This is a genomic window from Ramlibacter henchirensis (assembly GCF_004682015.1).
In the GTDB taxonomy this organism is placed as follows: domain Bacteria; phylum Pseudomonadota; class Gammaproteobacteria; order Burkholderiales; family Burkholderiaceae_C; genus Ramlibacter; species Ramlibacter henchirensis.
In genome coordinates this window covers 281,612-307,401 of the sequence record NZ_SMLM01000002.1, presented here as the reverse complement: position 1 = coordinate 307,401, position 25,790 = coordinate 281,612, and the positions used below count along the sequence as shown (strand labels likewise).

25 protein-coding genes are annotated in these 25,790 nt (G+C 68.3%); 11 read left to right on the top strand and 14 right to left on the bottom strand.

Annotation, left to right across the window (positions count from 1 at the left end; all coding sequences use genetic code 11):
* Positions 1-5 precede the first annotated feature (5 nt).
* From EZ313_RS14225 to EZ313_RS14205, 5 genes are all read right to left on the bottom strand, one after another.
* Positions 6-710 carry a succinate dehydrogenase iron-sulfur subunit gene (locus EZ313_RS14225; protein WP_135263947.1) on the bottom strand — a complete coding sequence of 235 codons (705 nt, stop codon included), beginning with the start codon at positions 708-710 and terminating at the stop codon, positions 6-8.
* 56 nt (positions 711-766) lie between these two features.
* A complete protein-coding gene (gene sdhA, locus EZ313_RS14220) occupies positions 767-2,575 on the bottom strand; it encodes a succinate dehydrogenase flavoprotein subunit (protein ID WP_135263946.1) in 1,809 nt (602 codons plus the stop codon).
* 4 nt (positions 2,576-2,579) lie between these two features.
* The gene (sdhD, locus tag EZ313_RS14215; protein ID WP_135263945.1) at positions 2,580-2,966 is read right to left on the bottom strand and encodes a succinate dehydrogenase, hydrophobic membrane anchor protein; all 387 of its coding nucleotides are present in this window, start codon (positions 2,964-2,966) and stop codon (positions 2,580-2,582) included.
* A gap of 20 nt (positions 2,967-2,986) precedes the next feature.
* A complete protein-coding gene (gene sdhC, locus EZ313_RS14210) occupies positions 2,987-3,421 on the bottom strand; it encodes a succinate dehydrogenase, cytochrome b556 subunit (RefSeq protein ID WP_135263944.1) in 435 nt (144 codons plus the stop codon).
* A gap of 139 nt (positions 3,422-3,560) precedes the next feature.
* Positions 3,561-4,343, bottom strand: coding sequence for a GntR family transcriptional regulator (locus EZ313_RS14205; RefSeq protein ID WP_135263943.1), 783 nt, complete (start codon positions 4,341-4,343; stop codon positions 3,561-3,563).
* A 207-nt stretch (positions 4,344-4,550) separates the two neighbouring features.
* Between EZ313_RS14205 and EZ313_RS14200 the strand changes: the two genes are divergently transcribed.
* The 4 genes from EZ313_RS14200 to EZ313_RS14185 are packed head-to-tail and all read left to right on the top strand — an operon-like array spanning position 4,551 to position 9,870.
* Positions 4,551-5,537: a malate dehydrogenase gene (locus tag EZ313_RS14200; protein WP_135263942.1), complete on the top strand. Its 987-nt coding sequence runs from the start codon at positions 4,551-4,553 to the stop codon at positions 5,535-5,537.
* On the top strand, positions 5,534-6,532 hold the full coding sequence (locus tag EZ313_RS14195) for an HpcH/HpaI aldolase/citrate lyase family protein (RefSeq protein WP_135263941.1): 999 nt from the start codon (positions 5,534-5,536) through the stop codon (positions 6,530-6,532). Before EZ313_RS14200 ends, EZ313_RS14195 begins: the two co-directional genes overlap by 4 nt.
* A 23-nt stretch (positions 6,533-6,555) precedes the next feature.
* The gene (locus EZ313_RS14190) at positions 6,556-7,257 is read left to right on the top strand and encodes a hypothetical protein (protein ID WP_205960397.1); all 702 of its coding nucleotides are present in this window, start codon (positions 6,556-6,558) and stop codon (positions 7,255-7,257) included.
* A gap of 27 nt (positions 7,258-7,284) precedes the next feature.
* Complete coding sequence (locus tag EZ313_RS14185) at positions 7,285-9,870, top strand: bifunctional aconitate hydratase 2/2-methylisocitrate dehydratase (RefSeq protein WP_135263940.1); 2,586 nt, start codon at positions 7,285-7,287, stop codon at positions 9,868-9,870.
* A 52-nt stretch (positions 9,871-9,922) separates the two neighbouring features.
* Here EZ313_RS14185 and EZ313_RS14180 read toward each other — a convergent pair whose 3' ends face one another.
* Both EZ313_RS14180 and EZ313_RS14175 read right to left on the bottom strand, forming a co-directional pair.
* Positions 9,923-10,549 (bottom strand): hypothetical protein, encoded by a 627-nt coding sequence (locus EZ313_RS14180; RefSeq protein WP_135263939.1) that lies wholly within the window; start codon positions 10,547-10,549, stop codon positions 9,923-9,925.
* 28 nt (positions 10,550-10,577) lie between these two features.
* Entirely contained in the window at positions 10,578-11,075 is a 498-nt protein-coding gene (locus EZ313_RS14175) for a pyridoxamine 5'-phosphate oxidase family protein (protein WP_135263938.1), read from the bottom strand.
* 162 nt (positions 11,076-11,237) lie between these two features.
* Here EZ313_RS14175 and sbmA point away from each other — a divergent pair, with 162 nt between their 5' ends.
* The gene (gene sbmA / locus EZ313_RS14170) at positions 11,238-12,254 is read left to right on the top strand and encodes a peptide antibiotic transporter SbmA (protein WP_135263937.1); all 1,017 of its coding nucleotides are present in this window, start codon (positions 11,238-11,240) and stop codon (positions 12,252-12,254) included.
* A 4-nt stretch (positions 12,255-12,258) separates the two neighbouring features.
* On the opposite strand, the gene EZ313_RS14165 is transcribed toward sbmA, so the two are convergent.
* On the bottom strand, positions 12,259-13,083 hold the full coding sequence (locus EZ313_RS14165) for a helix-turn-helix domain-containing protein (RefSeq protein WP_240788652.1): 825 nt from the start codon (positions 13,081-13,083) through the stop codon (positions 12,259-12,261).
* A 111-nt stretch (positions 13,084-13,194) separates the two neighbouring features.
* Between EZ313_RS14165 and EZ313_RS14160 the strand changes: the two genes are divergently transcribed.
* From EZ313_RS14160 to EZ313_RS14140, 5 genes are all read left to right on the top strand, one after another.
* Complete coding sequence (locus EZ313_RS14160; RefSeq protein WP_135263935.1) at positions 13,195-13,605, top strand: hypothetical protein; 411 nt, start codon at positions 13,195-13,197, stop codon at positions 13,603-13,605.
* A gap of 70 nt (positions 13,606-13,675) precedes the next feature.
* On the top strand, positions 13,676-14,758 hold the full coding sequence (gene serC / locus EZ313_RS14155; RefSeq protein WP_135263934.1) for a 3-phosphoserine/phosphohydroxythreonine transaminase: 1,083 nt from the start codon (positions 13,676-13,678) through the stop codon (positions 14,756-14,758).
* Positions 14,751-15,938, top strand: a complete 1,188-nt coding sequence (locus EZ313_RS14150) for a phosphoglycerate dehydrogenase (protein WP_135263933.1) — start codon at positions 14,751-14,753, stop codon at positions 15,936-15,938. The genes serC and EZ313_RS14150 overlap by 8 nt, the downstream gene beginning before the upstream one ends.
* Positions 15,939-16,053: 115 nt before the next feature.
* Positions 16,054-18,921, top strand: a complete 2,868-nt coding sequence (locus EZ313_RS14145; protein ID WP_205960396.1) for an aconitate hydratase — start codon at positions 16,054-16,056, stop codon at positions 18,919-18,921.
* Positions 18,922-18,979: 58 nt separating this feature from the next.
* The gene (locus EZ313_RS14140; RefSeq protein ID WP_135263931.1) at positions 18,980-20,149 is read left to right on the top strand and encodes an FAD-dependent monooxygenase; all 1,170 of its coding nucleotides are present in this window, start codon (positions 18,980-18,982) and stop codon (positions 20,147-20,149) included.
* Here EZ313_RS14140 and EZ313_RS14135 read toward each other — a convergent pair.
* The 5 genes from EZ313_RS14135 to EZ313_RS14115 all read right to left on the bottom strand — a co-directional run bounded on the left by EZ313_RS14135 (position 20,146) and on the right by EZ313_RS14115 (position 24,374).
* A complete protein-coding gene (locus tag EZ313_RS14135) occupies positions 20,146-21,201 on the bottom strand; it encodes an STAS-like domain-containing protein (protein WP_135263930.1) in 1,056 nt (351 codons plus the stop codon). The two genes, EZ313_RS14140 and EZ313_RS14135, sit on opposite strands and share 4 nt — an antisense overlap.
* Positions 21,202-21,248: 47 nt before the next feature.
* Positions 21,249-22,097 (bottom strand): tryptophan 2,3-dioxygenase, encoded by an 849-nt coding sequence (gene kynA / locus EZ313_RS14130; protein WP_135263929.1) that lies wholly within the window; start codon positions 22,095-22,097, stop codon positions 21,249-21,251.
* Complete coding sequence (gene kynU, locus EZ313_RS14125; RefSeq protein ID WP_135263928.1) at positions 22,094-23,356, bottom strand: kynureninase; 1,263 nt, start codon at positions 23,354-23,356, stop codon at positions 22,094-22,096. Before kynU ends, kynA begins: the two co-directional genes overlap by 4 nt.
* The gene (gene kynB, locus EZ313_RS14120; protein ID WP_135263927.1) at positions 23,353-23,979 is read right to left on the bottom strand and encodes an arylformamidase; all 627 of its coding nucleotides are present in this window, start codon (positions 23,977-23,979) and stop codon (positions 23,353-23,355) included. Before kynB ends, kynU begins: the two co-directional genes overlap by 4 nt.
* A gap of 74 nt (positions 23,980-24,053) precedes the next feature.
* The gene (locus EZ313_RS14115; RefSeq protein WP_135263926.1) at positions 24,054-24,374 is read right to left on the bottom strand and encodes a YkgJ family cysteine cluster protein; all 321 of its coding nucleotides are present in this window, start codon (positions 24,372-24,374) and stop codon (positions 24,054-24,056) included.
* 80 nt (positions 24,375-24,454) lie between these two features.
* Here EZ313_RS14115 and EZ313_RS14110 point away from each other — a divergent pair, with 80 nt between their 5' ends.
* Positions 24,455-24,835: a hypothetical protein gene (locus tag EZ313_RS14110; RefSeq protein ID WP_135263925.1), complete on the top strand. Its 381-nt coding sequence runs from the start codon at positions 24,455-24,457 to the stop codon at positions 24,833-24,835.
* A 3-nt stretch (positions 24,836-24,838) separates the two neighbouring features.
* On the opposite strand, the gene argF is transcribed toward EZ313_RS14110, so the two are convergent.
* Entirely contained in the window at positions 24,839-25,789 is a 951-nt protein-coding gene (gene argF, locus EZ313_RS14105; protein WP_420849322.1) for an ornithine carbamoyltransferase, read from the bottom strand.
* Between the last annotated feature and the right edge of the window lies 1 nt (position 25,790).

Genomic DNA, 25,790 nt, shown 5'->3' with positions numbered 1-25,790 from the left:
CGGCTTCAGACGGCCCGGCGGACCATCAGCTCCTTGATCTTGCCGATCGCCGCGGTGGGGTTGAGGCCCTTGGGGCAGACGTCGGTGCAGTTCATGATCGTGTGGCAGCGGAACAGGCGGTACGGGTCCTCGAGGTTGTCGAGGCGCTCGGCGGTCGCCTGGTCGCGGCTGTCGGCGATGAAGCGGTAGGCCTGCAGCAGGCCGGCGGGGCCGACGAACTTGTCCGGGTTCCACCAGAAGCTCGGGCAACTGGTCGAGCAGCTGGCGCACAGGATGCACTCGTACAGCCCGTCGAGCTCCTCGCGCTCCTCGGGCGACTGCAGGCGCTCCTTCTCGGGCGGGATGCTGTCGTTGACGAGGTAGGGCTTGATCGAGTGGTACTGCTTGAAGAAGTCCGTCATGTCCACGATCAGGTCGCGGACCACCGGCAGTCCCGGCAGCGGCTTCAGGACGATCGTGCCTTTCAGCGTGAGCATGTTGGTCAGGCAGGCCAGGCCGTTCTTGCCGTTGATGTTCATGGCGTCCGAGCCGCACACGCCTTCGCGGCAGGACCGCCGGAAGGAGAGAGTCGGGTCCTGCGCCTTGAGCTTCATCAGGGCGTCCAGCAGCATCCGCTCGTTTCCCTCGAGCGTGATCTCGACCGTCTGCATGTACGGCTTGGCGTCCTTGTCCGGGTCGTAGCGGTAGATCTGGAAAGTGCGTTTTTGCATGTCGTAGGGCAAATGTAGGAGCTTCGTGCCGCCGTGGAATTACGTAAGGGCTGCCGTCAGAAGGTGCGCACCTTGGGCGGCACGCTCTCGACGGTCAGGGGCTTGAGATTGACCGGTTTGTAGGTCAGGCTGTTCGTCCTGCTGTGCCAGAGGGAGTGCTTCATCCAATTGGCGTCGTCGCGGCCCAGCGGGGCGACCGGGTCATCGGCCGGGCGCTCGTAGTCGCTCACCGTGTGAGCGCCGCGGCATTCCTTGCGGGCGGCGGCCGACACCATCGTGGCCTGCGCGCACTCGATCAGGTTCTCCACCTCCAGCGCCTCGACGCGCGCGGTGTTGAACACCATGGACTTGTCCTTCAGCGCGATGGCATTCACCCGCTCGCGGATGGCGGCGATCTTGCGCACGCCTTCGTCCATGCCGGCCTGCGTGCGGAACACGCCCGCGTGCAGCTGGATGCTGGCACGGATGTCGTTGGCCACGTCCTGGGCGTATTCGCCGGAGCCCGCCGCGTCCAGGCGCGCCAGGCGCTCCAGCGTGATGTCGGCGGCGCCCGAAGGCAGCGGCTTGTGCGCCTTGCTGTTCTTCGAGAACTCCACGATGTGGTTGCCCGCAGCGCGCCCGAACACCAGCAGATCCAGCAGGGAGTTGGTGCCCAGTCGGTTGGCGCCGTGCACGCTCACGCAGGAGCATTCGCCGACCGCGTAGAGGCCGTTGACCACCGCGTTGTGGCTGTCCGCGTTCTGCACCACGACCTGGCCGTGGATGTTGGTCGGGATGCCGCCCATCTGGTAGTGGATGGTGGGCACCACCGGGATCGGCTCCTTGGTGATGTCGACGTTGGCGAAGTTGACGCCGATCTCGTACACCGAGGGCAGCCGCTTGTGGATCGTGTCGGCGCCCAGGTGGTCGAGCTTGAGCAGCACGTAGTCCTTGTTGGGGCCGCAGCCGCGGCCTTCCTTGATCTCCTGGTCCATGGAGCGGGAGACGAAGTCGCGCGGCGCCAGGTCCTTCAGCGTGGGCGCGTAGCGCTCCATGAAGCGCTCGCCGTTGCTGTTGAGCAGGATGGCGCCTTCGCCGCGGCAGCCTTCCGTCAGCAGCACGCCCGCGCCGGCCACGCCGGTCGGGTGGAACTGCCAGAACTCCATGTCCTCCAGCGGGATGCCGGCCCGCGCCGCCATGCCCAGGCCGTCGCCGGTGTTGATGAAGGCGTTGGTCGAGGCCGCGAAGATTCGGCCCGCGCCGCCGGTGGCCAGCAGCGTGGTCTTGGCTTCCAGGATGTGCAGGTCGCCGGTTTCCATCTCCAGCGCCGTCACGCCCACCACGTCGCCTTCGGCATCGCGGATCAGGTCCAGCGCCATCCACTCGACGAAGAAGCTGGTGCGGGCCTTGACGTTCTGCTGGTACAGCGTGTGCAGCATCGCGTGGCCGGTGCGGTCGGCCGCGGCGCAGGCGCGCTGCACCGGCTTCTCGCCGTAGTTGGCCGTGTGGCCGCCGAAGGGACGCTGGTAGATCGTGCCGTCGGGGTTGCGGTCGAACGGCATGCCCATGTGCTCGAGGTCGTACACGACCCGGGGCGCTTCGCGGCACATGAACTCGATGGCGTCCTGGTCGCCCAGCCAGTCGGAGCCCTTGACGGTGTCGTAGAAGTGGTAGTGCCAGTTGTCCTCGGACATGTTGCCCAGCGACGCGCCGATGCCGCCCTGGGCCGCGACGGTGTGCGAGCGGGTCGGGAAGACCTTGGAAAGCACGGCCACGTTCAGGCCGGCGCGCGCCAGCTGGAGCGAGGCGCGCATGCCGGAGCCGCCGGCGCCGACGATCACGACGTCGAAGCGGCGGCGGGTGATGTTCTTGCTGCTGTAGGCCATTGCTTCAGACTCTCCACAGGACTTGGACCGCCCAGCCGGCGCAGCCGGTGAGCCACACGATCACGAACACCTGCAGCGACAGCCGCAGCCAGATCGGCTTGACGTAGTCCATGAGCACGTCGCGCATGCCGACCCACACATGCCAGAGCAGCGCGGCGATCACCGAGAAGGTCAGCACCTTCATCCACTGGCTGGCGAAGATGCCGGCCCATTTGTCGTAGCCGATGGGGCCGCGCGACAGGATCACCTGCGCGAGCACCAGGACGGTGAACACCGCCATCAGCACCGCCGTGACGCGCTGGCTCAGCCAGTCGCGCATGCCGTAGTGGGCGCCGACCACGGTGCGGCGCGATCCGTAGTTCACCGGACCTTGTCTCTTGGGGACAGCCATCGTTTGTTTCTTTCCAGGGATCAGTACAGGCCGAACAGCTTCGCGCCCAGCATGACGGTGAGGGCGAGGCTGAGCACCAGCGTCACCTTGGCCGACGAGCCGCCGAACTGCTTGGTCGTGGCGGCGTGGCTCACGTCCATCCAGACGTGGCGCACGCCGGCGATGAAGTGGTGCAGGTAGGACCAGATCAGGGCCAGCGCGACCAGCTTGATGAACCAGCCTGGGACGAAGCCCAGTCCGCTTTCGAAGGCGGAGCGGAAACGCGCGAAGGAGAGTTCGGACGAGATGGAGGTGTCGAACATCCAGATGATGAACGGCAGCAGCAGGAACATCAGCACGCCGCTGATGCGGTGCAGGATCGACACCCAGCCCGGCGCCGGCAGCCGGTAGCTCGGGAGGTCCCGAAACGCGTTGATGTTCCTGAATTCCGGCCGCTGCTTCTGGGCAACTGTCATGGGGGGCTTGGCTTTCTGGGGGAGTCGGGTTGGCGCGTGACGCCCGCGATGCGCGGACAACCCAAAATTCTATTGCAACGCAACAAACCGATACGTTCACTCGAAAAACGCGACGCGTTTTTTTCGAGAGAAGACCGGCTCAGCTGAGCTCGTTGCGGTAGTGCCGGTTGTCGGTGCGGTAGAGGCCGCGGCGCAGCTCCATCGGCACGTCGTTGTACGTGAAGGCGATGCGCTCCACGCTCAACAAGGGCGAGCCGGTCGGCACCCGCAGCAGCTGCGCCTGCTGCGCATCGGCCGCGACGGCGCGGATCTTCTCTTCGGCGCGGACCATGCGCACACCGAACTCGAGCTCGAACATCGCATAGGTCGGCCCCTGGAAATCCGCCATCTGCTCGGCCGACAGGCCCTTGAATGCGCTGCCGGGCAGCCAGATGTCCTCCAGGATGGTCGGCACGCCCGCGAACGCGAGCACGCGCCGCACCTGCACCACCGCGTCGGAGGTGCGCAGCCCGAGAGCGCGGGCGACTTCGGCCGAGGCCCGGGTGCGGCGGCACTCCAGGATCGAGCGCTCGGCCGGCCCTTCCTCATCGCGGTCGCCACTGTCGGGCACCAGCTTCAGGAACCGGTACTGGACATGCTGCTCGGCATGCGTCGCGACGAAGGTGCCCTTGCCCTGGCGGCGCACGACCAGGTTCTCGGCCGCGAGCTCGTCGATGGCCTTGCGCACGGTGCCCTGGCTGACGCGGAAGCGCGATGCCAGGTCCATCTCGCTGGGAATGGCCTCGCCGGGCTTCCATTCGCCCGCCTGCAGGCTCTGCAGGATCAGGCCCTTGATCTGCTGGTACAGCGGGCTGAAGGACGGTGCAGCCTGCACCGGCACGGCATCTGGCGCGGCGTCGTCGAAAGGGGGCAGGGCGGGCATGGTCGTCAGCTTTCGGCAAGCCGGATCATATCTTATATAAGACATAAGACAAATTGACCGGCGCTGTCCCGAGCGGGTAAACTCGCCGCCTGTTCCGTCCGGGCACTGCCCACCGGTTCCGCCGGTCCGACGAGCCACAGCCGCTCCCCTTCCGGTCACGCGCCGCACGCGCCACCTGTCGCTTTAACCCACTTTCGGAGAACCTCCATGAGCAAGAAGCCCGTTCGCGTCGCCGTCACCGGCGCCGCCGGCCAGATCGGTTACGCCCTGCTGTTCCGCATCGCCTCCGGCGAGATGCTGGGCAAGGACCAGCCCGTGGTCCTGCAGCTGCTCGAGATCCCGGACGAGAAGGCGCAGAAGGCGCTCAAGGGCGTGATGATGGAACTGGAGGACTGCGCCTTCCCGCTGCTGGCCGGCATGGAAGCGCACGGCGACCCCAACACCGCCTTCAAGGACACCGACTACGCGCTGCTCGTGGGCGCCCGGCCGCGCGGCCCCGGCATGGAGCGGGCCGACCTGCTGGCCGCCAACGCCCAGATCTTCACGGCCCAGGGCAAGGCGCTGGACAAGGTCGCCAGCCGCGGCGTGAAGGTGCTGGTGGTCGGCAACCCGGCCAACACCAACGCCTACATCGCCATGAAGAGCGCGCCCTCGCTGCCGCGCGAGAACTTCACGGCGATGCTCCGCCTGGACCACAACCGCGCGCTGTCGCAGGTCGCGGCCAAGACGGGCACCAAGGTCGGCGACATCGAGAAGCTGTGCGTCTGGGGCAACCACTCGCCCACCATGTACGCGGACTACCGCTTCGCCACCGTGGGCGGCAAGAAGGTCAAGGACCTGATCAACGACCAGGTCTGGAACGCCGACGTGTTCCTGCCCACCGTCGGCAAGCGCGGCGCCGCCATCATCGAGGCGCGCGGGCTGTCCTCCGCCGCGTCGGCCGCCAACGCCGCCATCGACCACATGCGCGACTGGGCCCTGGGCACCAACGGCAAGTGGGTCACGATGGGCGTGCCCTCCAACGGCGACTACGGCATCCCGAAGGACGTGATGTTCGGCTTCCCGGTCACCACCGCCAACGGCAAGTACGAGGTCGTCAAGGGCCTGGAGATCGACGCGTTCAGCCAGGAACGGATCAACAAGACGCTCAAGGAGCTGCAGGAAGAGCAGGCCGGCGTCGCCCACCTGCTTTGAAGCCAGCCACGCCCGCGCATCCCCGCGAAGTCCTGCTGGGCGCCCAGGCGCAGACCGGATCGCTTCCGGTCTGCGACCACTACAGCGGCGTCGAGTCGCGGATGCGCAAGAGCCTGCAGCTGCAGGCTGAGATGACGCGCGAGTTCGGCGCCTGCGTGTTCGACGTCTCGCTCGATTGCGAGGACGGCGCGCCGGTGGGCGGCGAGGCGGAGCATGCGGCCTTGGTCGCGGAGCTGGCGCTTGGCGCCGATCCGCAGGCGCGCGTGGCGGTGCGAGTGCATCCGGTGGACCATCCCGCGTTCGCCCAGGACATCCAGACCATCGTCGGCCGCGCAGGAACGCGCCTGGCGCACGTCATGCTGCCCAAGGTGGAGTCGACCGCCGACGTCGACATCGCCTCGCGCGCGCTGGACGAGGCCCGGGCCCCGCAGCTGCCGCTGCATGCGCTGATCGAGTCGCCCGCGGCGGTGCATCGCGCGTTCGACATCGCCGCCCATCCCCGCATCCAGTCCCTCAGCTTCGGCCTGATGGACTTCGTGTCCGCCCATGGTGGCGCCATCCCGGAACACGGCATGGGCGCGCAGGGCCAGTTCACGCATCCGCTGGTGGTGCGCGCCAAGCTGGAGATCGCCTCGGCCTGCCACGCGCACGGCAAGGTGCCTTCGCACAGCGTGGTCACCGAGTTCCAGGACCGCGACGCGATGCGCGCGGCCGCGCGCCGCGCCAATGCGGAGTTCGGCTTCACGCGCATGTGGAGCATCCATCCCGACCAGATCCGCCCGATCCTGGAAGCGCTTGCGCCGACCGAAGGCGAGATCGCCCAGGCCGTGCGCATCCTCGAGAAAGCCGAGCAGGCTGACTGGGCGCCGATCAGCTTCGAAGGCAAGCTGCACGACCGCGCCAGCTACCGGTTCCATTGGCAGGTGCTCGAAAGGGCGCACCGCACGACGAGCCGGATGCCGGCCGAGGCCCAGCGCTGGTTCGCCGGCGCATGAACACATTGAAGACGGAGACAAGCATGCAAGCCACCCTCATCGGCGCCGCTGCGGCGCTGTGGATCGCCGCGGCCGCGCCGGCCCTGGCCCAGACGGTCACGGCCCCGGCCGAAAAGAAGTCGCAGGCCGCTTCCTCGCCCGCGGCGAACAAGGCGAGCGGCACCAAGCCGGCCCTGGCGCGCTCCGCGCAGAAGGCGGTCGAGGAAGTCACGCCGATCGACGACGACCCCAGCATCAAGATCAGCGACGCCGACCTCGAGATCGCCAAGCAGGTCTACGTCGGCGACATGCCGTGCGAGCTCGGCGCCACGGTGAAGGTGCGCGGGGCGCGCCGCACCGGCCTCTTCGTCGTGAGCACCAAGGGCTATCGCTTCCTGATGCACCCGGTGGAAAGCCGCACGGGCGCGATCCGCCTCGAGGACCCGAAGCGCGGCGCGATGTGGCTGCAGCTGGGCAACAAGTCGATGCTGATGAGCCAAAAGCTCGGCCGGCGCCTGGCCGACGAGTGCCAGAGCCCGCAGCAGATCACTTTCGCCGAGGAACTCAAGCGCAATCCGCGTCCCAGCATCCTCGACGCGCCGACGCCCGCGCAGGCCGGAGCCGCCGCGCAGCCGCCCGGCACGCCGGCTTCCGCGCCCGCGTCCGCGACCGTCACCTTCCCGGCCGGCTCGTCCGCACCGGCAGCCCCTGCGCCGGCGCCCGAATCGCCCGCCCGTACCAACTAACACCAACGCACCCAAGACGGAGAATCCATGCTGCAAGCCTATGTGTCCCACGTCGCCGAACGCGCGGCGCTCGGCATCCCGCCGCTGCCGCTGACCGCGCAACAGACGGCCGGCCTGATCGAGCTGCTGAAGAACCCGTCGGCCGCGGAGGCCGACTTCCTGCTGGACCTGATCACCCACCGCGTGCCGGCCGGCGTGGACGATGCCGCCAAGGTCAAGGCCAGCTACCTGGCCGCCGTGGCGCTCGGCAGCGAGAAGTGCATGATCATCAGCCGCGAGAAGGCCACGCAGCTGCTGGGCACTATGCTGGGCGGCTACAACATCGGCCCGCTGATCGACCTGCTGGACGACGCGGAAGTCGGCGCCGTCGCGGCGGAAGCGCTCAAGAAGACGCTGCTGATGTTCGACCAGTTCCATGACGTCAAGGAAAAGGCCGACAAGGGCAACGCCAACGCCAAGGCCGTGCTGAAAAGCTGGGCCGACGCCGAGTGGTTCACCTCGCGTCCCGAGGTGCCGAAGTCGATGACGCTCACCGTGTTCAAGGTGGGCGGCGAGACCAACACCGACGACCTGTCGCCTGCGCCCGATGCGTGGAGCCGCCCCGACATCCCGTTGCACGCGCTGGCGATGCTGAAGAACCCGCGCCCGGGCATCGTGCCGGACGAGGAGGGCAAGCGCGGCCCGATGAAGCTGCTGCAGGAGCTCAAGGCCAAGGGCCACCTGGTCGCCTATGTCGGCGACGTGGTGGGCACCGGCTCCTCGCGCAAGTCGGCCACCAACAGCGTGCTGTGGTGGACCGGCGAGGACATCCCGTTCGTTCCGAACAAGCGCTTCGGCGGCGTGTGCCTGGGCGGCAAGATCGCGCCGATCTTCTACAACACGATGGAAGACGCGGGCGCGCTGCCGATCGAGCTGGACGTCTCGAAAATGGAGATGGGCGACACGATCGAGCTGCGCCCCTACGAAGGCAAGGCGCTGAAGAACGGCCAGGTGATCGCCGAGTTCAGGGTCAAGAGCGAAGTGCTGTTCGACGAGGTGCGCGCCGGCGGCCGCATCCCGCTGATCATCGGCCGCGGCCTCACGGCCAAGGCGCGCGAAGCGCTGGGCCTGCCGCCTTCGACGCTGTTCCGCCTGCCCCAGGCGCCCAAGGACAGCGGCAAGGGCTTCACGCTGGCGCAGAAGATGGTCGGCCGCGCCTGCGGCCTGCCGGAGGGGCAGGGCATCCGCCCGGGCACCTACTGCGAGCCGAAGATGACGTCGGTGGGTTCGCAGGACACCACCGGGCCGATGACGCGCGACGAGCTGAAGGACCTGGCGTGCCTGGGCTTCTCGGCCGACCTCGTCATGCAGTCGTTCTGCCACACGGCGGCGTACCCGAAGCCGGTGGACGTCAAGACGCACCATGAGCTGCCGGAGTTCATCTCCACCCGCGGCGGCGTCTCGCTGCGCCCGGGCGACGGCGTGATCCACAGCTGGCTCAACCGCTTCCTGCTGCCCGACACGGTGGGCACGGGCGGCGACTCGCACACGCGCTTCCCGATCGGCATCAGCTTCCCGGCCGGCTCCGGCCTCGTGGCCTTCGCCGCCGCCACCGGCGTGATGCCGCTGGACATGCCCGAGTCGGTGCTGGTGCGCTTCAAGGGCAAGATGCAGTCCGGCGTGACGCTGCGCGACCTGGTCAACGCGATCCCGCTATACGCCATCAAGCAGGGCCTGCTGACGGTGGCCAAGGCCGGCAAGAAGAACGTCTTCTCCGGCCGCATCCTGGAGATCGAGGGCCTGCCCGACCTGAAGGTGGAACAGGCGTTCGAGCTGTCCGACGCCTCTGCCGAGCGCTCCGCCGCGGCCTGCACCGTGCATCTGAACAAGGAACCGGTGATGGAGTACATCCAGAGCAACATCACCCTGATGCGCTGGATGATCGCCAACGGCTACGCCGACGCCCGCACGCTGGCCCGCCGCATCGCCGCGCAGGAAGCCTGGCTGAAGGATCCGAAGCTGCTCAAGGCGGACAAGGACGCCGAGTACGCCGCCGTGATCGAGATCGACCTGGCCCAGATCACCGAGCCCATCGTCGCCTGCCCGAACGACCCGGACGACGTGAAGACGCTCTCCGACGTCGCGGGCGCCAAGATCGACGAAGTCTTCATCGGCTCGTGCATGACCAACATCGGCCACTTCCGCGCCGCTTCGAAGCTGCTGGAAGGCAAGCGCGACATCCCGGTCAAGCTGTGGGTCGCGCCGCCGACCAGGATGGACCAGAAGCAGCTCACCGAGGAAGGCCACTACGGCGTGCTCGGCGTCGCGGGTGCGCGCATGGAGATGCCCGGCTGTTCGCTGTGCATGGGCAACCAGGCGCAAGTGCGCGAGGGCGCGACGGTGATGTCCACCAGCACGCGCAACTTCCCCAACCGGCTGGGCAAGAACACCAACGTGTTCCTGGGTTCCGCCGAACTGGCGGCGATCTGCTCGCGCTTGGGCCGCATCCCGACACGCGATGAGTACATGGCCGACATCGGCGTGATCAACGCCAACGGCGACAAGATCTACCAGTACATGAACTTCGACCGGATCGAGGACTTCCGCAAGGTGGCCGACACCGTGCCCGCCTGACGCTCGCAGCGCAGGAAAGGACAAGCGGCCCTCGGGCCGCTTTTTCTTGGCGTCAGCGGCTCGGCAACCGGGTGCCGCTCGGGCCCCCGGCCGGAGCACCGCCCAGCGTGCCGGTCGAACCCGTGGAACCGGTGTCCGTGCCCGCGGTCGTGGCCGGGGCGCTGCCCGGTCCGGCGGTATTGGTGCCCGCCGCACCCGACCCGGTGCCGGGTACCGCGACGCCGGCATCCGCGCCCGCGCCGGCGGAATCACCGCCGGTCCCGCCACCTGCGCTCGTTCCAGCGCCGCCTCCCGTTCCGCCGCTCGTTCCGGCTCCAGCGCCGGCCGAAGTACCCGCTGCGCCGGTTCCGCCGGATGAACCGGTCCCGCCGGCGGCGGTCCCGCCGCTCGCAGCACCGCCAGTGCCCGCAGCGCCGGTGCCCGCGCCGCCACTGGCAGCAGCGCCTCCAGCCGCGCCGCCGCCCGCAGCTCCGCCGGTCGCCGTGCCGCCGGTGGTTCCGCCAGCCGCCGTTCCACCGCCGGCCGCGCCACCGGTGGCCGTGCCGGTACTTGCCGCGCCGCCGCCTGCCGCCCCCGCCGCAGCCCCGGCGCCGCCGCGCGCCCAGGCCGCGCCGCCGGCGATGGCGGTGATCGTCAATGCAATCGCGGCCGCGCACAGCCGCTGGCTCGTCGTCTCCATGGTGCTTCCTTCGGTTCGGGTTGGGGGGTCAGACCGCGACTTCCTTGTGCTCGCCCAGCTTGGGCCGCTCGCCGCTGATGGCCGCGGCCGCCATCTTGAACAGCTGGGTCGGCTTGCTTTCCTTCACGTCCCAGTACTCGGCGTGGGTGATGTGCACCTCCACCAGTTCCAGGTCGGGATCGGTGGGGCCGCCCGGGAACCAGGCCTTGGCCATCGGGTTGAACAGGCGCTGCTTGGCATCCATGTCCTCGCTGACCACGGCACGGCCGGTGATGGACACGTAGACGTCCTTGTGCGGATCGGAATAGGAGACGTTGACGTTGCCGTCGGTGCGCAGGCGCTGGCCGACTTCCGTCGCGCGTGAGACGAAGAAGTACAGCACGCCCTTCTCGCCCAGCGCCTTGCCCTGTGTCGTGAGGGGATGGGCATGCAGGCCGCCTTCGGGATGGCGGTGGGTCAGCATGCCGAAGCGGATGTCCTTGATCATTTCCCACAGGCGCTCGTGGGGGGTCTTGTCCTTGCTCATGGGTATTCCTTCGATCTGTCGGGGAGGTTGCCGCGAGTGTGGGCGCCGGTCCGCAGCCCCGGCAGTCGGAAGCGTCCGCCGACGGATGTGCGGCCGCTCCGACACCTCGTGCGCAGACGAGCAGCGGTTAGCATCTGCGACCCCGAACCGAGGATCGCCAGAATGTTCAAGTCCTTCTTCCTGTCGCGCCAGTGGTTCCACTGGTCGATCGCCGGTACCGCGCTCATCCTCTTCGCCACCTGGTACCGGGTGCAGCTCGACGTGAAGATCAACGAGTGGTTCGGCACCTTCTACGACGTGGTGCAGAAGGCGCTGGCCAAGCCCGGCAGCATCACCATCGCCGAGTACTGGGACCAGCTGCAGACCTTCCTGAACATCGCGATGATCTTCGTCATGGTGGCCGTCGTGCTGGACTTCTTCATCAAGCACTACATCTTCCGCTGGCGCACGGCGATGAACGACTACTACATGGCGCACTGGGACAAGCTGCGCCACATCGAGGGCGCGGCGCAGCGCGTGCAGGAGGACACGATGCGCTTCGCCTCGATCATGGAGGGCCTGGGCATCGAGTTCATGCGCAGCCTGATGGTGCTGTTCGCCTTCCTGCCGATCCTGGCCGGGCTGTCGGCCAAGGTCACCGAGCTGCCGTGGATCGGGCCGGTGCACTACTCGCTGGTGTGGGTGGCCATCGGTTTCGCGCTCGGCGGCACCGTGCTGCTGGCGGTGGTCGGCATCAAGCTGCCCGGCCTGCAGTTCCAGAACCAGCGCGTGGAGGCGGCCTACCGCAAGGAGCTGGTGTACGGCGAGGACCACCACGACCGGGCTCAGCCGCCGGAAGTCGGGCGCCTCTTCGGCAACGTGCGGCGCAACTACTTCACCCTGTTCTTCCACTACCTGTACTTCGACGTGGCCAAGTGGTCCTACCTCCAGGTCGGCGTGCTCGTGCCCTACGTGGCGCTCGGGCCGACTCTGGTGGCCGGCGTCGTCACCCTCGGCGTGATGCAGCAGATCGTGCGCGCCTTCGGCCGGGTGGAGAGCGCCTTCCAGTTCCTCGTGCTCAGCTGGAGCACCATCGTCGAACTGATGTCGGTCTACAAGCGCCTGCGCGCCTTCGAGATGCAGATCAAGGCCGGCGGCCCGCCGGCGGACGCGCAGCCGCAACCCGCCGGCGCGGCCTGACGCATCACGCGGAGGCGATGCGCCGCAGCGCCTCGCCTGTCGCGGCATCCAGCGGGAAAAAGGTTTCCAGCGTCAGCTCCTGCACCGTCACGTCCACCGCGGTGCCGAACACGGTCGTGGTGCTGATGAAGGTGAGCACGCTGCCGTCGGGCGTTCGCATCTGCAGCGGCAGCGCCACGCCCACGTGCTCGCCTTCCAGCCGTGTGTCGTGCGCGCCTTCCGGCACGGGATAGGCGCGCAACTCCTCCAGCAATGCCGCGAGCGTCGAGTCGCCGGTGGCCTGCACCTGCTGGCGAAGGCGCTCGAACAGATGCTCGCGCCACTGGCCGAGGTTGACGATCCTCGGCGCCAGCCCGCCCGGGTGCAGGCTCAGGCGCAGCACGTTGACGCGGCCCTGCAGCAGCTGCGGGTCGGCACCGGCCATCACGTGCGGCAGCATCCGGTTGCCGGCCACCAGGTTCCAGTGCCGGTCCACGGCGAGCGCCGGGTTGGGCTCGTGCGCCCGCAGGATCAGCTCCACGGCCTCGCGAGCTGGTGAGAGCGCCGGATCGTCCAGCGGCCGCTCGCGGTACATCGGCGCATAGCCCGCCGCGACCAGCATCGCATTGCGCTCGCGCAGCGGCACGTTCAGGCGCTCCGCCAGCCGCATCACCATCTCGCGGCTGGGCAGGGCCCGCCCGGTTTCCACGAAGCTCAGGTGGCGGGTGGAGATTTCGGCCTCCTCGGCCAAACCTTGTTGCGACAGTCGGCGGTGCTGCCGCCAATGGCGCAAGTGCGCCCCGAAGGGCTGCGGGGCGGCGGGGCGGGCAAGCGCGGTGGCGGAGCTCATGGGGCGAATGCTAGGCCCTGCGCGCGGCGCTTCCATGACCTGGGACGTCATGGACCGGGTGAGGGGGCGCGACCACGATGAAGGCCTGTCCAACCCACCGGGAGCTTCTCCATGTCCACTTTCGCTTCTTCCCCCCGATTCCTTCGCGGCGTGCTCTGGGCCGACGCGGCCTCGTGCCTGGCGACGGGCACGCTGCAGCTGAGCGCGATCGATGCGCTGCCGCGCCTCTTCGGCTTGCCGCAAACGCTGCTGCTGGACAGCGGCATCTTCCTCGTCGCGTATGCGCTGATGGCTGCGTGGGCGGCGACGCGTGAAGTGCCGCCGCGCGGCTGGGTCGCCCTGTTTGCCATCGGCAATGTGGCGTGGGCGATCGGTTGCGCTGCGGTGGTCGCGCTGCTGCAGCCCACCGCCCTGGGCATCGCCTGGATCGCCGCGCAAGCGGTCGCCGTGCTGGTGCTGGCGGACCTGCAGTGGATGGGTTTGAGGCGCGGCGCTGCCACGCCTCGCACCGCGCTGGGCTGAGCCCGGCAGGGGCATGGGGGCTTCTTGTATGCTGTCCGACTCCCTTTCAACACTGCCCGAGAAGCCCTTCATGCCCCGCGTCTTCAACTTCAGCCCCGGACCCGCCACCCTGCCCGAAGCCGTCCTGCGCCAGGCCGCCGAGGAGATGCTCGACTGGCACGGCAGCGGCATGTCGGTCATGGAGATGAGCCACCGCGGCAAGGAGTTCATCGCTATCCATGCCGAGGCCGAGGCGATGCTGCGCGAGCTCATGGGCATTCCGTCCAACTACAAGGTGCTCTTCATGCAGGGCGGCGCGATCGGCGAGAACGCGATCGTTCCGCTCAACCTGATCGGCCGCACCGGCACGGCCGACTACGTGGTCACCGGCGACTGGTCCAAGAAGTCGGTCAAGGAAGCGAAGAACTACGGCAAGGTCAACACGGCCGCCACCGGCGAGGCCAGCAAGTTCACCGCGATCCCGAAGCAGTCGGAGTGGAAGCTGGACCCCCAGGCCGCCTACGTCCACATCTGCTCGAACGAAACCATCGGCGGCGTCGAGTACCACTGGACGCCCGACACAGGCAGCGTGCCGCTGGTGGCCGACATGTCGTCCAACATCCTCTCGCGGCCGATCGACGTCAGCCGCTACGGCCTGATCTACGCCGGCGCGCAGAAGAACATGGGCCCGTCCGGCGTGACCGTGGTGATCGTGCGCGACGACCTGCTCGGCCATGCGCTGCCGATCACGCCCTCTGCCTTCAACTACCAGCTGCAGGCCGAGAACGACTCCATGTACAACACGCCGCCGACCTACGCGATCTACATCGCCGGGCTGGTCTACAGGCACGTCAAGGCGAATGGCGGCCTGGCGGCGATGGAAGAACACAACCGCGCCAAGGCGCGCATCCTCTACGACTACCTGGACGCGAGCAGCTTCTACCGCAACCCGGTCGCGAAGGAGGACCGTTCGCTGATGAACGTGCCCTTCAAGCTCAAGGACGACTCGCTCGACGAAGCCTTCCTCAAGGGCGCGCAGGCGCGAGGAATGATCCAGCTCAAGGGCCACCGCTCGGTGGGCGGCATGCGCGCGTCGATCTACAACGCGATGCCCATCGAAGGCGTGAAGGCGCTGGTCGCCTACATGCAGGAATTCGAGAAGCAGCATGGCTAATGCCGCGCGGCCGTTCCAGGTCCTGGTGCTGAACCAGATTTCCGAGCTGGGCCTGCAGCGGCTGCCGGCCGGCCGCTATCAGGTCGGCAAGTCCATCGACGCGCCGGATGCGGTGCTGGTGCGCTCGGCCGACATGCATTCGATGGACATCCCCGCCAGCGTGCAGGCCATCGCGCGCGCCGGCGCGGGCACCAACAACATCCCCGTCAAGGTCCTCAGCGCGCGCGGCGTTCCGGTCTTCAATGCGCCAGGCGCGAATGCCAACGCGGTCAAGGAGCTGGTGCTGGCCGGCATGCTGCTGGCGGCGCGCAACCTGCCCGGGGCATTGCGCTTCGTCGAGTCGCTGGACCCGGCAGCGCCAGGCCTGGACGAACAGGTCGAGAACGGCAAGAAGCCCTTCGCGGGTTTCGAGCTTGCCGGCCAGACGCTCGGCGTGATCGGTCTCGGCAAGATCGGCTGCCTGGTCGCGCACGCCGCGATCCAGATGGGCATGAACGTGCTGGGGCACGACCCGGAGATCACTGTCGATGCGGCCTGGAGCCTGCCTTCGCAGGTGCGCAAGGCGGCCAGCGTGTCCGAGGTGCTGAGGAACGCGCAGTTCGTGTCGCTGCACGTCCCGCTGGTCGACGCCACGCGCCACATGGTGAACGCCGACAACGTTCGCCTGATGAAGCCCGGCGCGGTGCTGCTCAATTTCTCCCGTGAAGGCGTAGTGGACGATGCCGCGGTGCTGCGTGCGCTCGATTCCGGCCACCTGGGCCGCTATGTGTGCGACTTCCCGAGCGCGGCGGTCCTGCGCCACCCGAAGGTGATCGCGCTGCCGCACCTGGGTGCGTCCACGCGGGAAGCCGAGGACAACTGCGCCGTCATGGTGGCGGAGCAGCTGCGCGACTACCTGGAGAACGGCAACATCGTCAATGCCGTGAACTTCCCCGCCGTGTCGATGGCGCGCGAATCGGCCTATCGCGTGGGCATCGCCAACGCCAACGTGCCGAACATGGTGGGCCAGATCTCCACCGCGATGGCGCACGCGGGCCTGAACATCCACAACATGGTCAACAAGTCGCGCGGCGAGATGGCGTACACGCTGGTGGACGTGGACAGCGCGGTGAGCGACGACGTGCTCGAGACCCTTCGCGCCATCGACGGAGTGCTCGCCGTCCGCTACCTGCCCGCCTGATTCGCGCCCCCGGCGGGCACGTCCCTCCTGTCCCCATGCCGACGCCCGCGGCGGCACAATGCTTGCCCCGAGCAGCCCTGCTCCAACCAAGAACTCATCACGGCAGGAGGACCCGATGCCCCACGCGTTTGCCCACACCCTGAAGAGCTTCAAGTTCGGCCGCAAGACCGGCAGCCTGTACTCGCTGCCGGTGCTCGCGGAAGAGTTTCCCAACATCCGCCGCCTGCCGGTCTCGATGCGCATCGTGCTCGAGTCGGTGCTGCGCAACTGCGACGGCCTGAAGGTGACGGCCGAGCATGTGCGGCAGGTCGCCAACTGGTCGCCCAACGCATCGCGCACCGAGGAGATTCCCTTCGTGGTGGCGCGCGTCGTGCTGCAGGACTTCACCGGCGTGCCGCTGCTGGCCGACCTGGCCGCGATGCGCAGCGCCGCCGCGCGGCTGGGCCGCGACCCCGGCCGCATCGAACCGCTGGTGCCGGTCGACCTGGTGGTGGACCACTCCGTGATGGTGGACCACTACGGCACCAAGGATGCGCTGGACCTCAACATGCGTCTCGAATTCAAGCGCAACCGCGAGCGCTATGAATTCATGAAGTGGGGCATGCAGGCCTTCAAGACCTTCGGCGTGGTGCCGCCGGGCTTCGGGATCGTGCACCAGGTCAACCTGGAGTACCTGGCACGCGGCGTGTACAGCACGCCGCAGGGCGTGTACTACCCCGATTCGCTGGTGGGCACCGACAGCCACACCACGATGATCAACGGCGTCGGCGTGGTGGGCTGGGGCGTGGGCGGCATCGAGGCCGAGGCGGCGATGCTGGGCCAGCCGGTCTACATGCTCACGCCCGACGTCGTGGGCTTCGAACTCACCGGCCGCCTGCGCGAAGGCTGCACGGCCACCGACCTGGTGCTCACCGTCACCGAGCTCCTGCGCAAGCACAAGGTCGTCGGCAAGTTCGTCGAGTTCTTCGGCGAGGGCACGCGCACTCTCGCGGTGCCGGACCGCGCCACCATCGGCAACATGGCGCCCGAGTACGGCGCCACCATGGGCTTCTTCCCCGTGGACGAGAAGACCATCGAGTACTTCCGCGGCACCGGCCGCGGCAAGGAGGAGATCGACGCGCTCGAGGCTTACTTCCGCGCGCAGGGCCTGTTCGGCATCCCGCTGGCGGGCGAGGTCGATTACTCGCAGGTGGTGAAGCTGGACCTGGGCGACGTCACGCCCAGCCTGTCGGGCCCCAAGCGCCCGCAGGACCGGATCGAACTGGGCAGCGTCGCCAGGCAGTTCACCAGCCTGTTCAGCAAGCCGCCCACCGAGAACGGCTTCAACAAGCAGGCCGAGACGCTGCAATCGCGCCACCTCCTGCACGCGGGCGGCGAGACGCCCGACACCAAGGTGCCGGCCAACCCGCCGCTCAAGCCGGCTGCGCTCGTGTCCGAGACCGAGATGGAATACAACAAGCCGACGCTGGCCTCCGCGCAGCACGAGGCGCCGTCCACTCCGTCGGCCGCGCAGCACATCACGATCGGCAACGGCGACGTGCTGATCGCGGCGATCACCAGCTGCACCAACACCTCCAACCCCGGCGTGCTGCTGGCCGCGGGGCTGCTGGCCAAGAAGGCGGTCGAGGCGGGCATGAAGGTGCAGCCGCACATCAAGACCTCGCTCGCGCCCGGCTCCCGCATCGTCACAGAATACCTGGAGAAGGCCGGACTGCTGCCGTACCTGGAGCAGCTCGGTTTCACGGTGGCCGGCTACGGCTGCACCACCTGCATCGGCAACTCGGGCGACCTGGCGCCGGAGATCAACGAGGCGATCGCCAAGAGCGACCTGGTGTGCTGCGCGGTGCTGTCGGGCAACCGCAATTTCGAGGCGCGCATCCACCCCAACATCAAGGCCAACTTCCTGGCCAGCCCGCCGCTGGTGGTGGCGTACGCGCTGGCAGGCACCGTGCTGCGGGACCTGATGACCGAGCCGGTGGGCAAGGGCCACGGCGGCAAGGACGTGTGGCTGGGCGACATCTGGCCCTCGAGTGACGAGATCCACCGCCTGATGCGCTACGCGATGGACGGAGACGCCTACCGCCGCAACTACGAGAAGGTGAAGGCCGAGCCCGGCGAGCTGTGGAAGGGCATCCACGGCGTCTCGGGCGAGACCTATGCCTGGCCGGCCAGCACCTACATCGCCGAGCCGCCGCTGTTCACGACGTTCGATCCGCAGCCGCCGGCCAACGATCCGCAGCAGGACGTGTCGGTGCGCAACGCGCGCATCATGGCGCTGTTCGGCGACTCGATCACCACCGACCACATCTCGCCCGCCGGCTCCATCAAGGAGAGCTCGCCGGCCGGCCAGTGGCTGCTGGCGCACGGCGTGATGAAGCCGGACTTCAACAGCTACGGCGCTCGCCGCGGCAACCACGACGTGATGATGCGCGGCACCTTCGCCAACGTGCGCATCAAGAACCTGATGATCCCGGCGATGCCGGACGGCTCGCGCGAGGAGGGCGGGCTGACGGTCTACCGCGGCGCCGAGGGCCGGCCGGAGAAGATGTTCATCTTCGACGCGGCCATGAAGTACATGGCCGAAGGCCGTCCCACGGTGATCTTCGCGGGCGAGGAATACGGCACCGGCTCCTCGCGCGACTGGGCGGCCAAGGGCACGCAGCTGCTGGGCATCAAGGCGGTGATCGCGCGCAGCTTCGAGCGCATCCACCGCAGCAACCTGGTGGGCATGGGCGTGCTGCCGCTGCAGTTCAAGGGCGCGGACACCTGGCAGTCGCTGCGGCTGGACGGCTCGGAACTCGTGGACGTGATCCCCGACCCGGCGCTACGTCCGCAGAGCGACGCCACCGTGGTGGTGCGCCGCTCGGATGGGAGCCGGCAGGAGATCAGCGTCACGCTGCGCATCGACACGGCGATCGAGGTGCAGTACTACCGCCACGGCGGGATCCTTCCGTTCGTGTTGCGGCAGCTGCTCGCGGCCTGATGCCTGAAGCGGCAAGCGCCGGCTGAATCCGCATCACATCGCGGCACAATGCGCCGCGATGGCACACGACATCCTCGTCGCGGGAGGCGGCATCGCGGGGCTCGCGGCCGCGGTGGGCGCGCGTGCGGCGGGCTGGGAGGTCCGCGTGTTCGAGAAGGCCGCGGCTTTCGCGGAAGCGGGGGCCGGGCTGCAACTCGGGCCGAACGCAACGCGCATCCTGCGCGAGTGGAACCTGCTGGATCATCCCGCGCTGCGGCCCTATGAGCCGCCGCGCCTCTCGGTGCGTGACGCGGTCGACGGACGCGAGCTCGGCGTCCTGCGCCTGGGCGCCACGGCACGAGAGCGCTACGCGGCGCCTTACCTGACCCTGCACCGCGCCGACCTGCACACGGTGCTGCTGGATGCGGCCGCGCAAGCCGGCGCGCACCTGCACGCCGGCCACGCCATCGCGGGCGCGCGGGTCGATGGCGAAACGGCGCAGGCGGACCTGGTGGGCGGCACGATGGTGGAAGCCGACGCGCTCGCGGTGGCCGACGGCGTGTGGAGTGCGCTGAGAACCCAGCTGCTTGGCGATGGCCCAGCGCCGGCCAGCGGGCACGTCGCCTACCGCGCTTTGCTGCCGATGGCGCAGCTGCCTGCTTCCTTGCGCCAGCAGGAAGTCCAGGCCTGGCTCGGGCCGCGCATGCACCTGGTGCGCTACCCCGTCCGCGGCGGCGAGGCGCTGAACATCGTCGCCTTCATCGAAGGCCGCGCCGAAGCGGCGTGGGACCAGGACGCGGGCGACGGCGAACTGCGTGCGGTCGCGCGAGCGTCTTGCCGAGAACTACAGGCGCTGGTCGAAACCGTGGATCACTGGCGCCTATGGCCGGTCCACGACCGCCCCCCGCTGCGCAGCGAGAACGCAATGGCCCTAGGCCGCGCCGTCCTGCTGGGCGATGCCGCGCATCCCATGCGACCTTATCTCGCGCAGGGGGCCGGCATGGCGCTGGAGGACGCGCTGGCGCTGCAAAAGGTGCTGGCCGCCTGCAGCGACCGGGTGCTCGACGTGCCGACCTCCCTGCGCCGATTCGCGCTGGACCGCTGGCAGCGCTGCGCCCGGGTGCAGGCGCGCTCGCGACGCAATGGCTGGATCTTCCATGCCGATGGCGCGCTGCGCTTGGCGCGGAACCTGTCGATGCGGATCGGGGGCGAGCGGCTGCTGGACCTGCCCTGGCTGTACGGCGCCTAGGCTGCGCGAACGCGGCGGATCATGCCGTCCACGTAGCTGGAGGTGTTCTTCGGGACCAGCTGCACCTCGGTGTGGGCTCGCGCGAACACACGGAAGATTTCGTCTGCGAACGCCTGGCCGATTTCGTCGACGCCCGAGAAGTCCAGCTCCACGACCTTGAACTGGTCGATGCGATTCACGAGGCGCTTCGCCTGCGAGCGCGAAAGCAGGTTCCCGTTGCCCAGGCTGGCGAGCTTGACGGGCACCACGGTCCTGGCAAACGACAAGTCGTCCGGCGCGTCCGGCGTGAAGCGCTCGAAGACGGAGCGGGTCGTGCGCGTGCTGTCCGCGTCGATGAACATCATGACGCCGGTGCCGAGCGGCTGGCCATCATGGTCGCGCAAGGTGAGATCCTGCGATTCGAGCCGCCCTTCCTGGTCGCCGACATTGAACTTGCGATAGCCCAGCTGGTTCGCCTCGAGAAAGAAGGCATCGAACATCCTCGAGGTGAAGAAGATGCCTTCCCCCGAGTGCTGGCGTGCGTCCGAGGTGAACTTTCCCTTCGAGAGTTCCAGCAGGGAAAACCGGGGATCAGGCAGCCGCAGGGTATCGGCGATCTTGCGGAAGATGCCGACACCGTCGTCCATGATCCCGAGAAAGATGAACTCGGCGCTGGCCTGGAAGTCGATCTGGAGCTCATGGCCGCCGGAATGGTCGTTGGCGTTGTTGACGATTTCGGTGAACCCGTGGTGCAGGATGTTCAGGATGTTGGGCGCCGCGGACATCCACGGAAGGAAATCGCGCTCCCAGAGCAGTTGCTCGTCCGCTTGTGGAAGCGTGTAGCGGCGGCTGATCCAGCGGGCGGGGCCCGCCGTGAAGCTCGGGCGTGTGCCTCCCTTGGTACGCAGGACGTAGCCGTGGGCCTCGAGCTGCTTCACCGCTCCTGCCGCTGCAGCGCGGGTGACCCCGAACCGGCGTGCCAATGCCGCAGTGAGGTCGTCCGGGTTCGACGACACGTGCTCCGTCGTCCACTGGGCGACGACTTCTCTGGGGAGGCGGGAGGGACGCGGCATCGGAAACTTGACAATCTCGCTCGATTGTAAAGTTTCGAAGCGCGAACTCACAAGTCGGTGCGCAGCTTCCAGATTTCCGGGAACAGCACCACGTCCAGCATCTTGCGCAGGTAGGACACGCCGCCGGTGCCGCCTGTCCCGCGCTTGAAGCCGATGACGCGCTCCACGGTGGTCACGTGCCGGAAGCGCCAGAGGCGGAAGGCGTCCTCCAGGTCGGTGAGCTCCTCGCCCAGCTGGTAAAGGTCCCAGTGGCGCTCGGGGTCGCGGTAGACCACCAGCCAGGCCTGCTCGACCTGCGCGCTCTCGACGTAGGGCTGCGTCCAGTCCCGCTCGATGTATTCGGCGGGCATCGGGAGGCCGCGGCGCGCCAGCAGGCGCAGCGACTCGTCGTACAGCGAAGGCGCCTCGTAGGCGGCGCGCACTTGCGCCAGCAGGTCGGGCCGGTGCTCATGCGGCTTGAGCATCGCCGCGTTCTTGTTGCCCAGCGCGAACTCGATGCAGCGGTACTGCGCGCTCTGGAAGCCGCTGGAGCTGGCCAGGTAGGGCCGGATCGCGCTGTATTCCGGCGGCGTCATCGTCGCCAGCACGTCCCAGGCGTGGACCAGCTGCTCCATGATGCGCGACACCCGCGCCAGCATCTTGAACGCGCTCCCCAGCTGGTCGCGCGAGACGCACTCGATGGCCGCGCGCAGCTCGTGCAGCATCAGCTTCATCCACAGCTCGCTGGTCTGGTGCTGGATGATGAACAGCATCTCGTTGTGGTCGGGCGAGAGCGGCTTCTGCGCGGTGAGGATGCGGTCCAGCTGCAGGTAGTCGCCGTAGCTCATCGCACGGCTGAAATCCAGCTGCGCGCCTTCCGCGTGCACGATGTCCTCGGGTTTGCGGTGCTCGCTCATGTCACGGCCTGCTGGCGGTTGAACTCGGGCCGGCGCCACTCGCCCGTCTCGAGGACTTGGCGCAATTGCTCCACGGCTTTCCATACGTCTTCATATTCGAGGTACAGCGGCGTGAAGCCGAAACGCAGGATGTCGGGCGCGCGGAAGTCCCCGATCACGCCGCGCGCGATGAGCGCCTGCACGATCGCGAACGCACCCTCCGCACGGGCAAGACAGACCTGCGAGCCGCGCCGGCCGTGCTCTCTCGGCGTGACGAGCGAAAGGCCTTGGCCGTCGCAGCGCTGCTCGACGAGCGCGATGAACAGGTCGGTGAGCGCGAGCGACTTGGCCCGCAGCGCCTGCATGCCGCCCAGCGGTCGCGCGGCATCGATCGCGTCCAGCCCGCAGTCGAGCGCCACCATGCTCAGCACCGGCTGCGTGCCGCAAAGGTAGCGCGCGATGCCGGGCGCGGGCCGGTACTCCGGCGTGAACTCGAACGGCGCGGCATGGCCCCACCAGCCGGCCAGCGGTTGCCAGAAGCGGTCCGCGTGGCGTGGATGGACCCACGCGAACGCGGGCGAGCCCGGACCGCCGTTCAGGTACTTGTAGCCGCAGCCGATCGCGAAGTCGGCGCCGGCTGCGTGCAGGTCGACCGGCACCGCGCCCGCGCTGTGGGCCAGGTCCCAGATCGCCAGCGTGCCGTGACGGTGGGCGAGGGCGGTGAGCCCCGCCATGTCGTGCATGGAGCCGGTGCGGTAGTTGACGTGCGTGAGCATCAGCACGGCGACGTCGCCGGTGCGCAGCTCCGACTCCAGCTGCCCTGCGTCAACGAGCCGCAGCGACCAGCCGCGCTCCTCGCACAAGGCCTGCGCGATGTAGAGATCGGTCGGGAAGTTGCTGCGCTCGCTGAGCACCACCTTGCGGCCGGGCGCGTCGGCGGACGCGATGCGAGTCGCGGCGCTCAGCACCTTGTACAGGTTGATCGACGTGGTGTCGGTGGCCACGACTTCGCCTTCGCGCGCGCCGATCCACGCGCCGATGCGATCGCCCACGCGGCGCGGCATCTCGAACCAGCCCGCGGTGTTCCAGGAGCGGATCAGGCCCTGGCCCCACTCCTGTTCCACGGCGGCCGCGACGCGCGCGGCGGTCGCCTTCGGCAAAGGACCAAGCGAGTTGCCGTCGAGGTACACGACCCCTTCCGGCAGAACGAAAAGATCGCGCAGCTTGCGCAGCGGATCGTTCTGGTCCATCGCGCGGCAGTCTTGCAGGGTCGTGGTCATGGGCGGCGCAGGACGGCGCGCACGGGAGAGGCGTCGGCCGTCATCAGTTTGAGGGGCAGGGCGATCAGCTCGTAGTCGCCTTCCGGGACGTCGTCGAGCACGAGGTTCTCGAGTACGCGAAGGCCGCGGCGGCGGATCACCTGGTGGCTGGCGAGCGCCTTGCTGTCGGCGGGATCGATGCTGGCCGTGTCGATGCCGACGAGGCGCACGCCGGCATCGGCGAGTCGCTCGATGGTCTCCGGCGCGAAGGCGCTCAGGTCGTTGTCGAACCGATCGAGCAGTGCGCGTTCGTAGGTGCGCACCAGCACGCGCGGCGGCAGGTCGCCCACAGCGTGCGCGAGGTCGCTCCACTCAACCAGCGGCCGCTTGCCGATCGCATGGATCACGCGGCAGCGGCCGAGGTAGGGATCCAGATCGAGCGCGCCGACGGGCACGCCCTCGGGGTCGTAGTGCAGCGGCGCATCCGCATGCGCGCCGACGTGGGGCGAGAGGGTGATGCTGCTCACGTTGACCGGACAGCCGGGCGCGATCTGCGCGGCCCACGACTGGCTGTACGGCGTGTCGCCGGGGAAGACGGGGGAACGCGCATCGACCGGGGGCGAGATGTCCCAGAGGCGTTGCATGCGCCGAGTGTGGACCGCCCGAAAACCGCGTGGTGTCGGTTAATGCCAACAGGACCCGGATTTACCGGAGCGCATCAGAAGGCCGGCAGCGGCGGCAGTCCGTGACGCGCCCGCGCCTTCTCGCAACCGTGACTGCCCGGCTCGAGCTCGCGGCAGGGATTGGGCCGCCACTCGTAGATGCCGCACGCGGCGTTCTCGCCGACCTTGCCCATGAGCGCCGCGCAACGCATGGGGACGTGGTCGGTGCCGCGCATGCGCCAGGTGCTGCCGCTGACCTCGACCGCCAGCCCGGCCGGCACGCTGCCGCCCATCTCATCCAGTTCGTGGACGGCGAAGTCGACGCGGAAAGCGGCGCAGCAGGCGCCGCAGCTCAGGCAGGGGTGGGGGTCCGACATGCTGTCAACGCCAGGCCCATCCGGGCCGTTGCGGACGGGCTGTATGGAGATACAGCTTTTCTTCTTCGAAAGGGAGAACCATGGAACTGCAAACTGCGCGCGAGATTATCGGCACCCCGGCCCAGGGCATCCATCCGGTCACCGGCGAGGTGATGCCGGAGGACAGCCCGTACAAAGCACCCCCGGTGATCCGGGCGTTGTTCGTGGCGGCGCAGGCGCTCGAGGGCGCGAATGGGATGGCGAAGCCGCGCCGCATGAAGGCGGATGCGCCGCCGAACACGGGCAAGCCCTGGGCGCCGGATGACGATGAACAACTGCGGCTCGGGTTCGATGCGGGGACGCCGACGAAGGACCTTGCGGCTGCGCTGGGGCGCACGCGGTGGGCCATCGAGTCCAGGTTGGTGAAGCTGGGCTTGATGACGTTGGCTGCGGCGCCGGCTGCGCAGCGTGCGGCGCAATGAAGGTCAGCTCGAAACGCGTCCGAGCAGCAAGAACTCCATCAGCGCCTTCTGCACGTGCATCCGGTTCTCCGCCTCGTCCCAAACCACGGACTGCGGCCCGTCGATCACCTCGGCGGAAACCTCCTCGCCGCGATGCGCCGGCAGGCAGTGCATGAACAGCGCGTCCGGCTTGGCGGCCTTCATCATCTCCTCGTCCACGCACCAATCGGCAAAGGCCTTGCGGCGTTCCTCGTTCTCGGCCTCGTACCCCATGCTGGTCCACACATCGGTCGTCACCAGGTCCGCGCCGCGGCAGGCGTCCATCGGGTTCTTGAACACCTTGTAGCTGTCGCGGCTGCGCACGCCGGCGACGGCCTGGTCCACCTCGTAGCCGCGCGGCGTGCTCACGTGGACCGTGAACCGCAGCAGGTCGGCCGCCTGCAGCCAGGTGTTGGCCATGTTGTTGCCGTCGCCCACCCACGCCACCGTCTTGCCCGCCAGGCATGCCGGGTCCGGCATGCCTTCCGAATTCAGGCCGCGGTGCTCCAAGAAGGTGAAGATGTCCGCCAGGATCTGGCAGGGGTGGAATTCGTTCGTCAGCCCGTTGATCACGGGGACGCGCGAGTGTTCGGCGAACCGCTCGATCTTGTCCTGCCCGAAGGTGCGGATCATCACGAGGTCGACCATGCGGCTGATCACCTTGGCGCTGTCCTCTATCGGCTCGGCGCGGCCCAACTGGGTGTCACCGGTGGTCAGGTGCACGACGCTGCCGCCCAGCTGGTACATGCCGGCCTCGAAGCTCACCCGCGTGCGGGTCGACGCCTTCTCGAAGATCATGGCCAGCGTTCGGTCGGCCAGCGGGTGGTACTTCTCGTACGACTTGAACTTGCGCTTGATGACCGCGGCGCGCTCGAACAGCCAGGCATAGTCATCGGCCGTGAGGTCGCTGAACTGCAGGTAGTGCTGGATCGGCATG

Coding starts and splice junctions, on each gene's coding strand:
- EZ313_RS14225 (WP_135263947.1), bottom strand. CDS start 710: ATGCAAAAACGCACTTTCCAGATCTACCGCTACGACCCGGACAAGGAC.
- sdhD (WP_135263945.1), bottom strand. CDS start 2,966: ATGGCTGTCCCCAAGAGACAAGGTCCGGTGAACTACGGATCGCGCCGC.
- argF (WP_420849322.1), bottom strand. CDS start 25,789: ATGCCGATCCAGCACTACCTGCAGTTCAGCGACCTCACGGCCGATGAC.
- EZ313_RS14190 (WP_205960397.1), top strand. CDS start 6,556: ATGCAAGCCACCCTCATCGGCGCCGCTGCGGCGCTGTGGATCGCCGCG.
- EZ313_RS14135 (WP_135263930.1), bottom strand. CDS start 21,201: ATGCCGCGTCCCTCCCGCCTCCCCAGAGAAGTCGTCGCCCAGTGGACG.
- EZ313_RS14110 (WP_135263925.1), top strand. CDS start 24,455: ATGGAACTGCAAACTGCGCGCGAGATTATCGGCACCCCGGCCCAGGGC.
- sdhA (WP_135263946.1), bottom strand. CDS start 2,575: ATGGCCTACAGCAGCAAGAACATCACCCGCCGCCGCTTCGACGTCGTG.
- EZ313_RS14115 (WP_135263926.1), bottom strand. CDS start 24,374: ATGTCGGACCCCCACCCCTGCCTGAGCTGCGGCGCCTGCTGCGCCGCT.
- sdhC (WP_135263944.1), bottom strand. CDS start 3,421: ATGACAGTTGCCCAGAAGCAGCGGCCGGAATTCAGGAACATCAACGCG.
- EZ313_RS14160 (WP_135263935.1), top strand. CDS start 13,195: ATGTCCACTTTCGCTTCTTCCCCCCGATTCCTTCGCGGCGTGCTCTGG.
- EZ313_RS14180 (WP_135263939.1), bottom strand. CDS start 10,549: ATGGAGACGACGAGCCAGCGGCTGTGCGCGGCCGCGATTGCATTGACG.
- kynA (WP_135263929.1), bottom strand. CDS start 22,097: ATGAGCGAGCACCGCAAACCCGAGGACATCGTGCACGCGGAAGGCGCG.
- EZ313_RS14165 (WP_240788652.1), bottom strand. CDS start 13,083: ATGAGCTCCGCCACCGCGCTTGCCCGCCCCGCCGCCCCGCAGCCCTTC.
- EZ313_RS14140 (WP_135263931.1), top strand. CDS start 18,980: ATGGCACACGACATCCTCGTCGCGGGAGGCGGCATCGCGGGGCTCGCG.
- serC (WP_135263934.1), top strand. CDS start 13,676: ATGCCCCGCGTCTTCAACTTCAGCCCCGGACCCGCCACCCTGCCCGAA.
- kynB (WP_135263927.1), bottom strand. CDS start 23,979: ATGCAACGCCTCTGGGACATCTCGCCCCCGGTCGATGCGCGTTCCCCC.
- EZ313_RS14150 (WP_135263933.1), top strand. CDS start 14,751: ATGGCTAATGCCGCGCGGCCGTTCCAGGTCCTGGTGCTGAACCAGATT.
- EZ313_RS14185 (WP_135263940.1), top strand. CDS start 7,285: ATGCTGCAAGCCTATGTGTCCCACGTCGCCGAACGCGCGGCGCTCGGC.
- EZ313_RS14205 (WP_135263943.1), bottom strand. CDS start 4,343: ATGCCCGCCCTGCCCCCTTTCGACGACGCCGCGCCAGATGCCGTGCCG.
- kynU (WP_135263928.1), bottom strand. CDS start 23,356: ATGACCACGACCCTGCAAGACTGCCGCGCGATGGACCAGAACGATCCG.
- EZ313_RS14200 (WP_135263942.1), top strand. CDS start 4,551: ATGAGCAAGAAGCCCGTTCGCGTCGCCGTCACCGGCGCCGCCGGCCAG.
- EZ313_RS14175 (WP_135263938.1), bottom strand. CDS start 11,075: ATGAGCAAGGACAAGACCCCCCACGAGCGCCTGTGGGAAATGATCAAG.
- EZ313_RS14145 (WP_205960396.1), top strand. CDS start 16,054: ATGCCCCACGCGTTTGCCCACACCCTGAAGAGCTTCAAGTTCGGCCGC.
- sbmA (WP_135263937.1), top strand. CDS start 11,238: ATGTTCAAGTCCTTCTTCCTGTCGCGCCAGTGGTTCCACTGGTCGATC.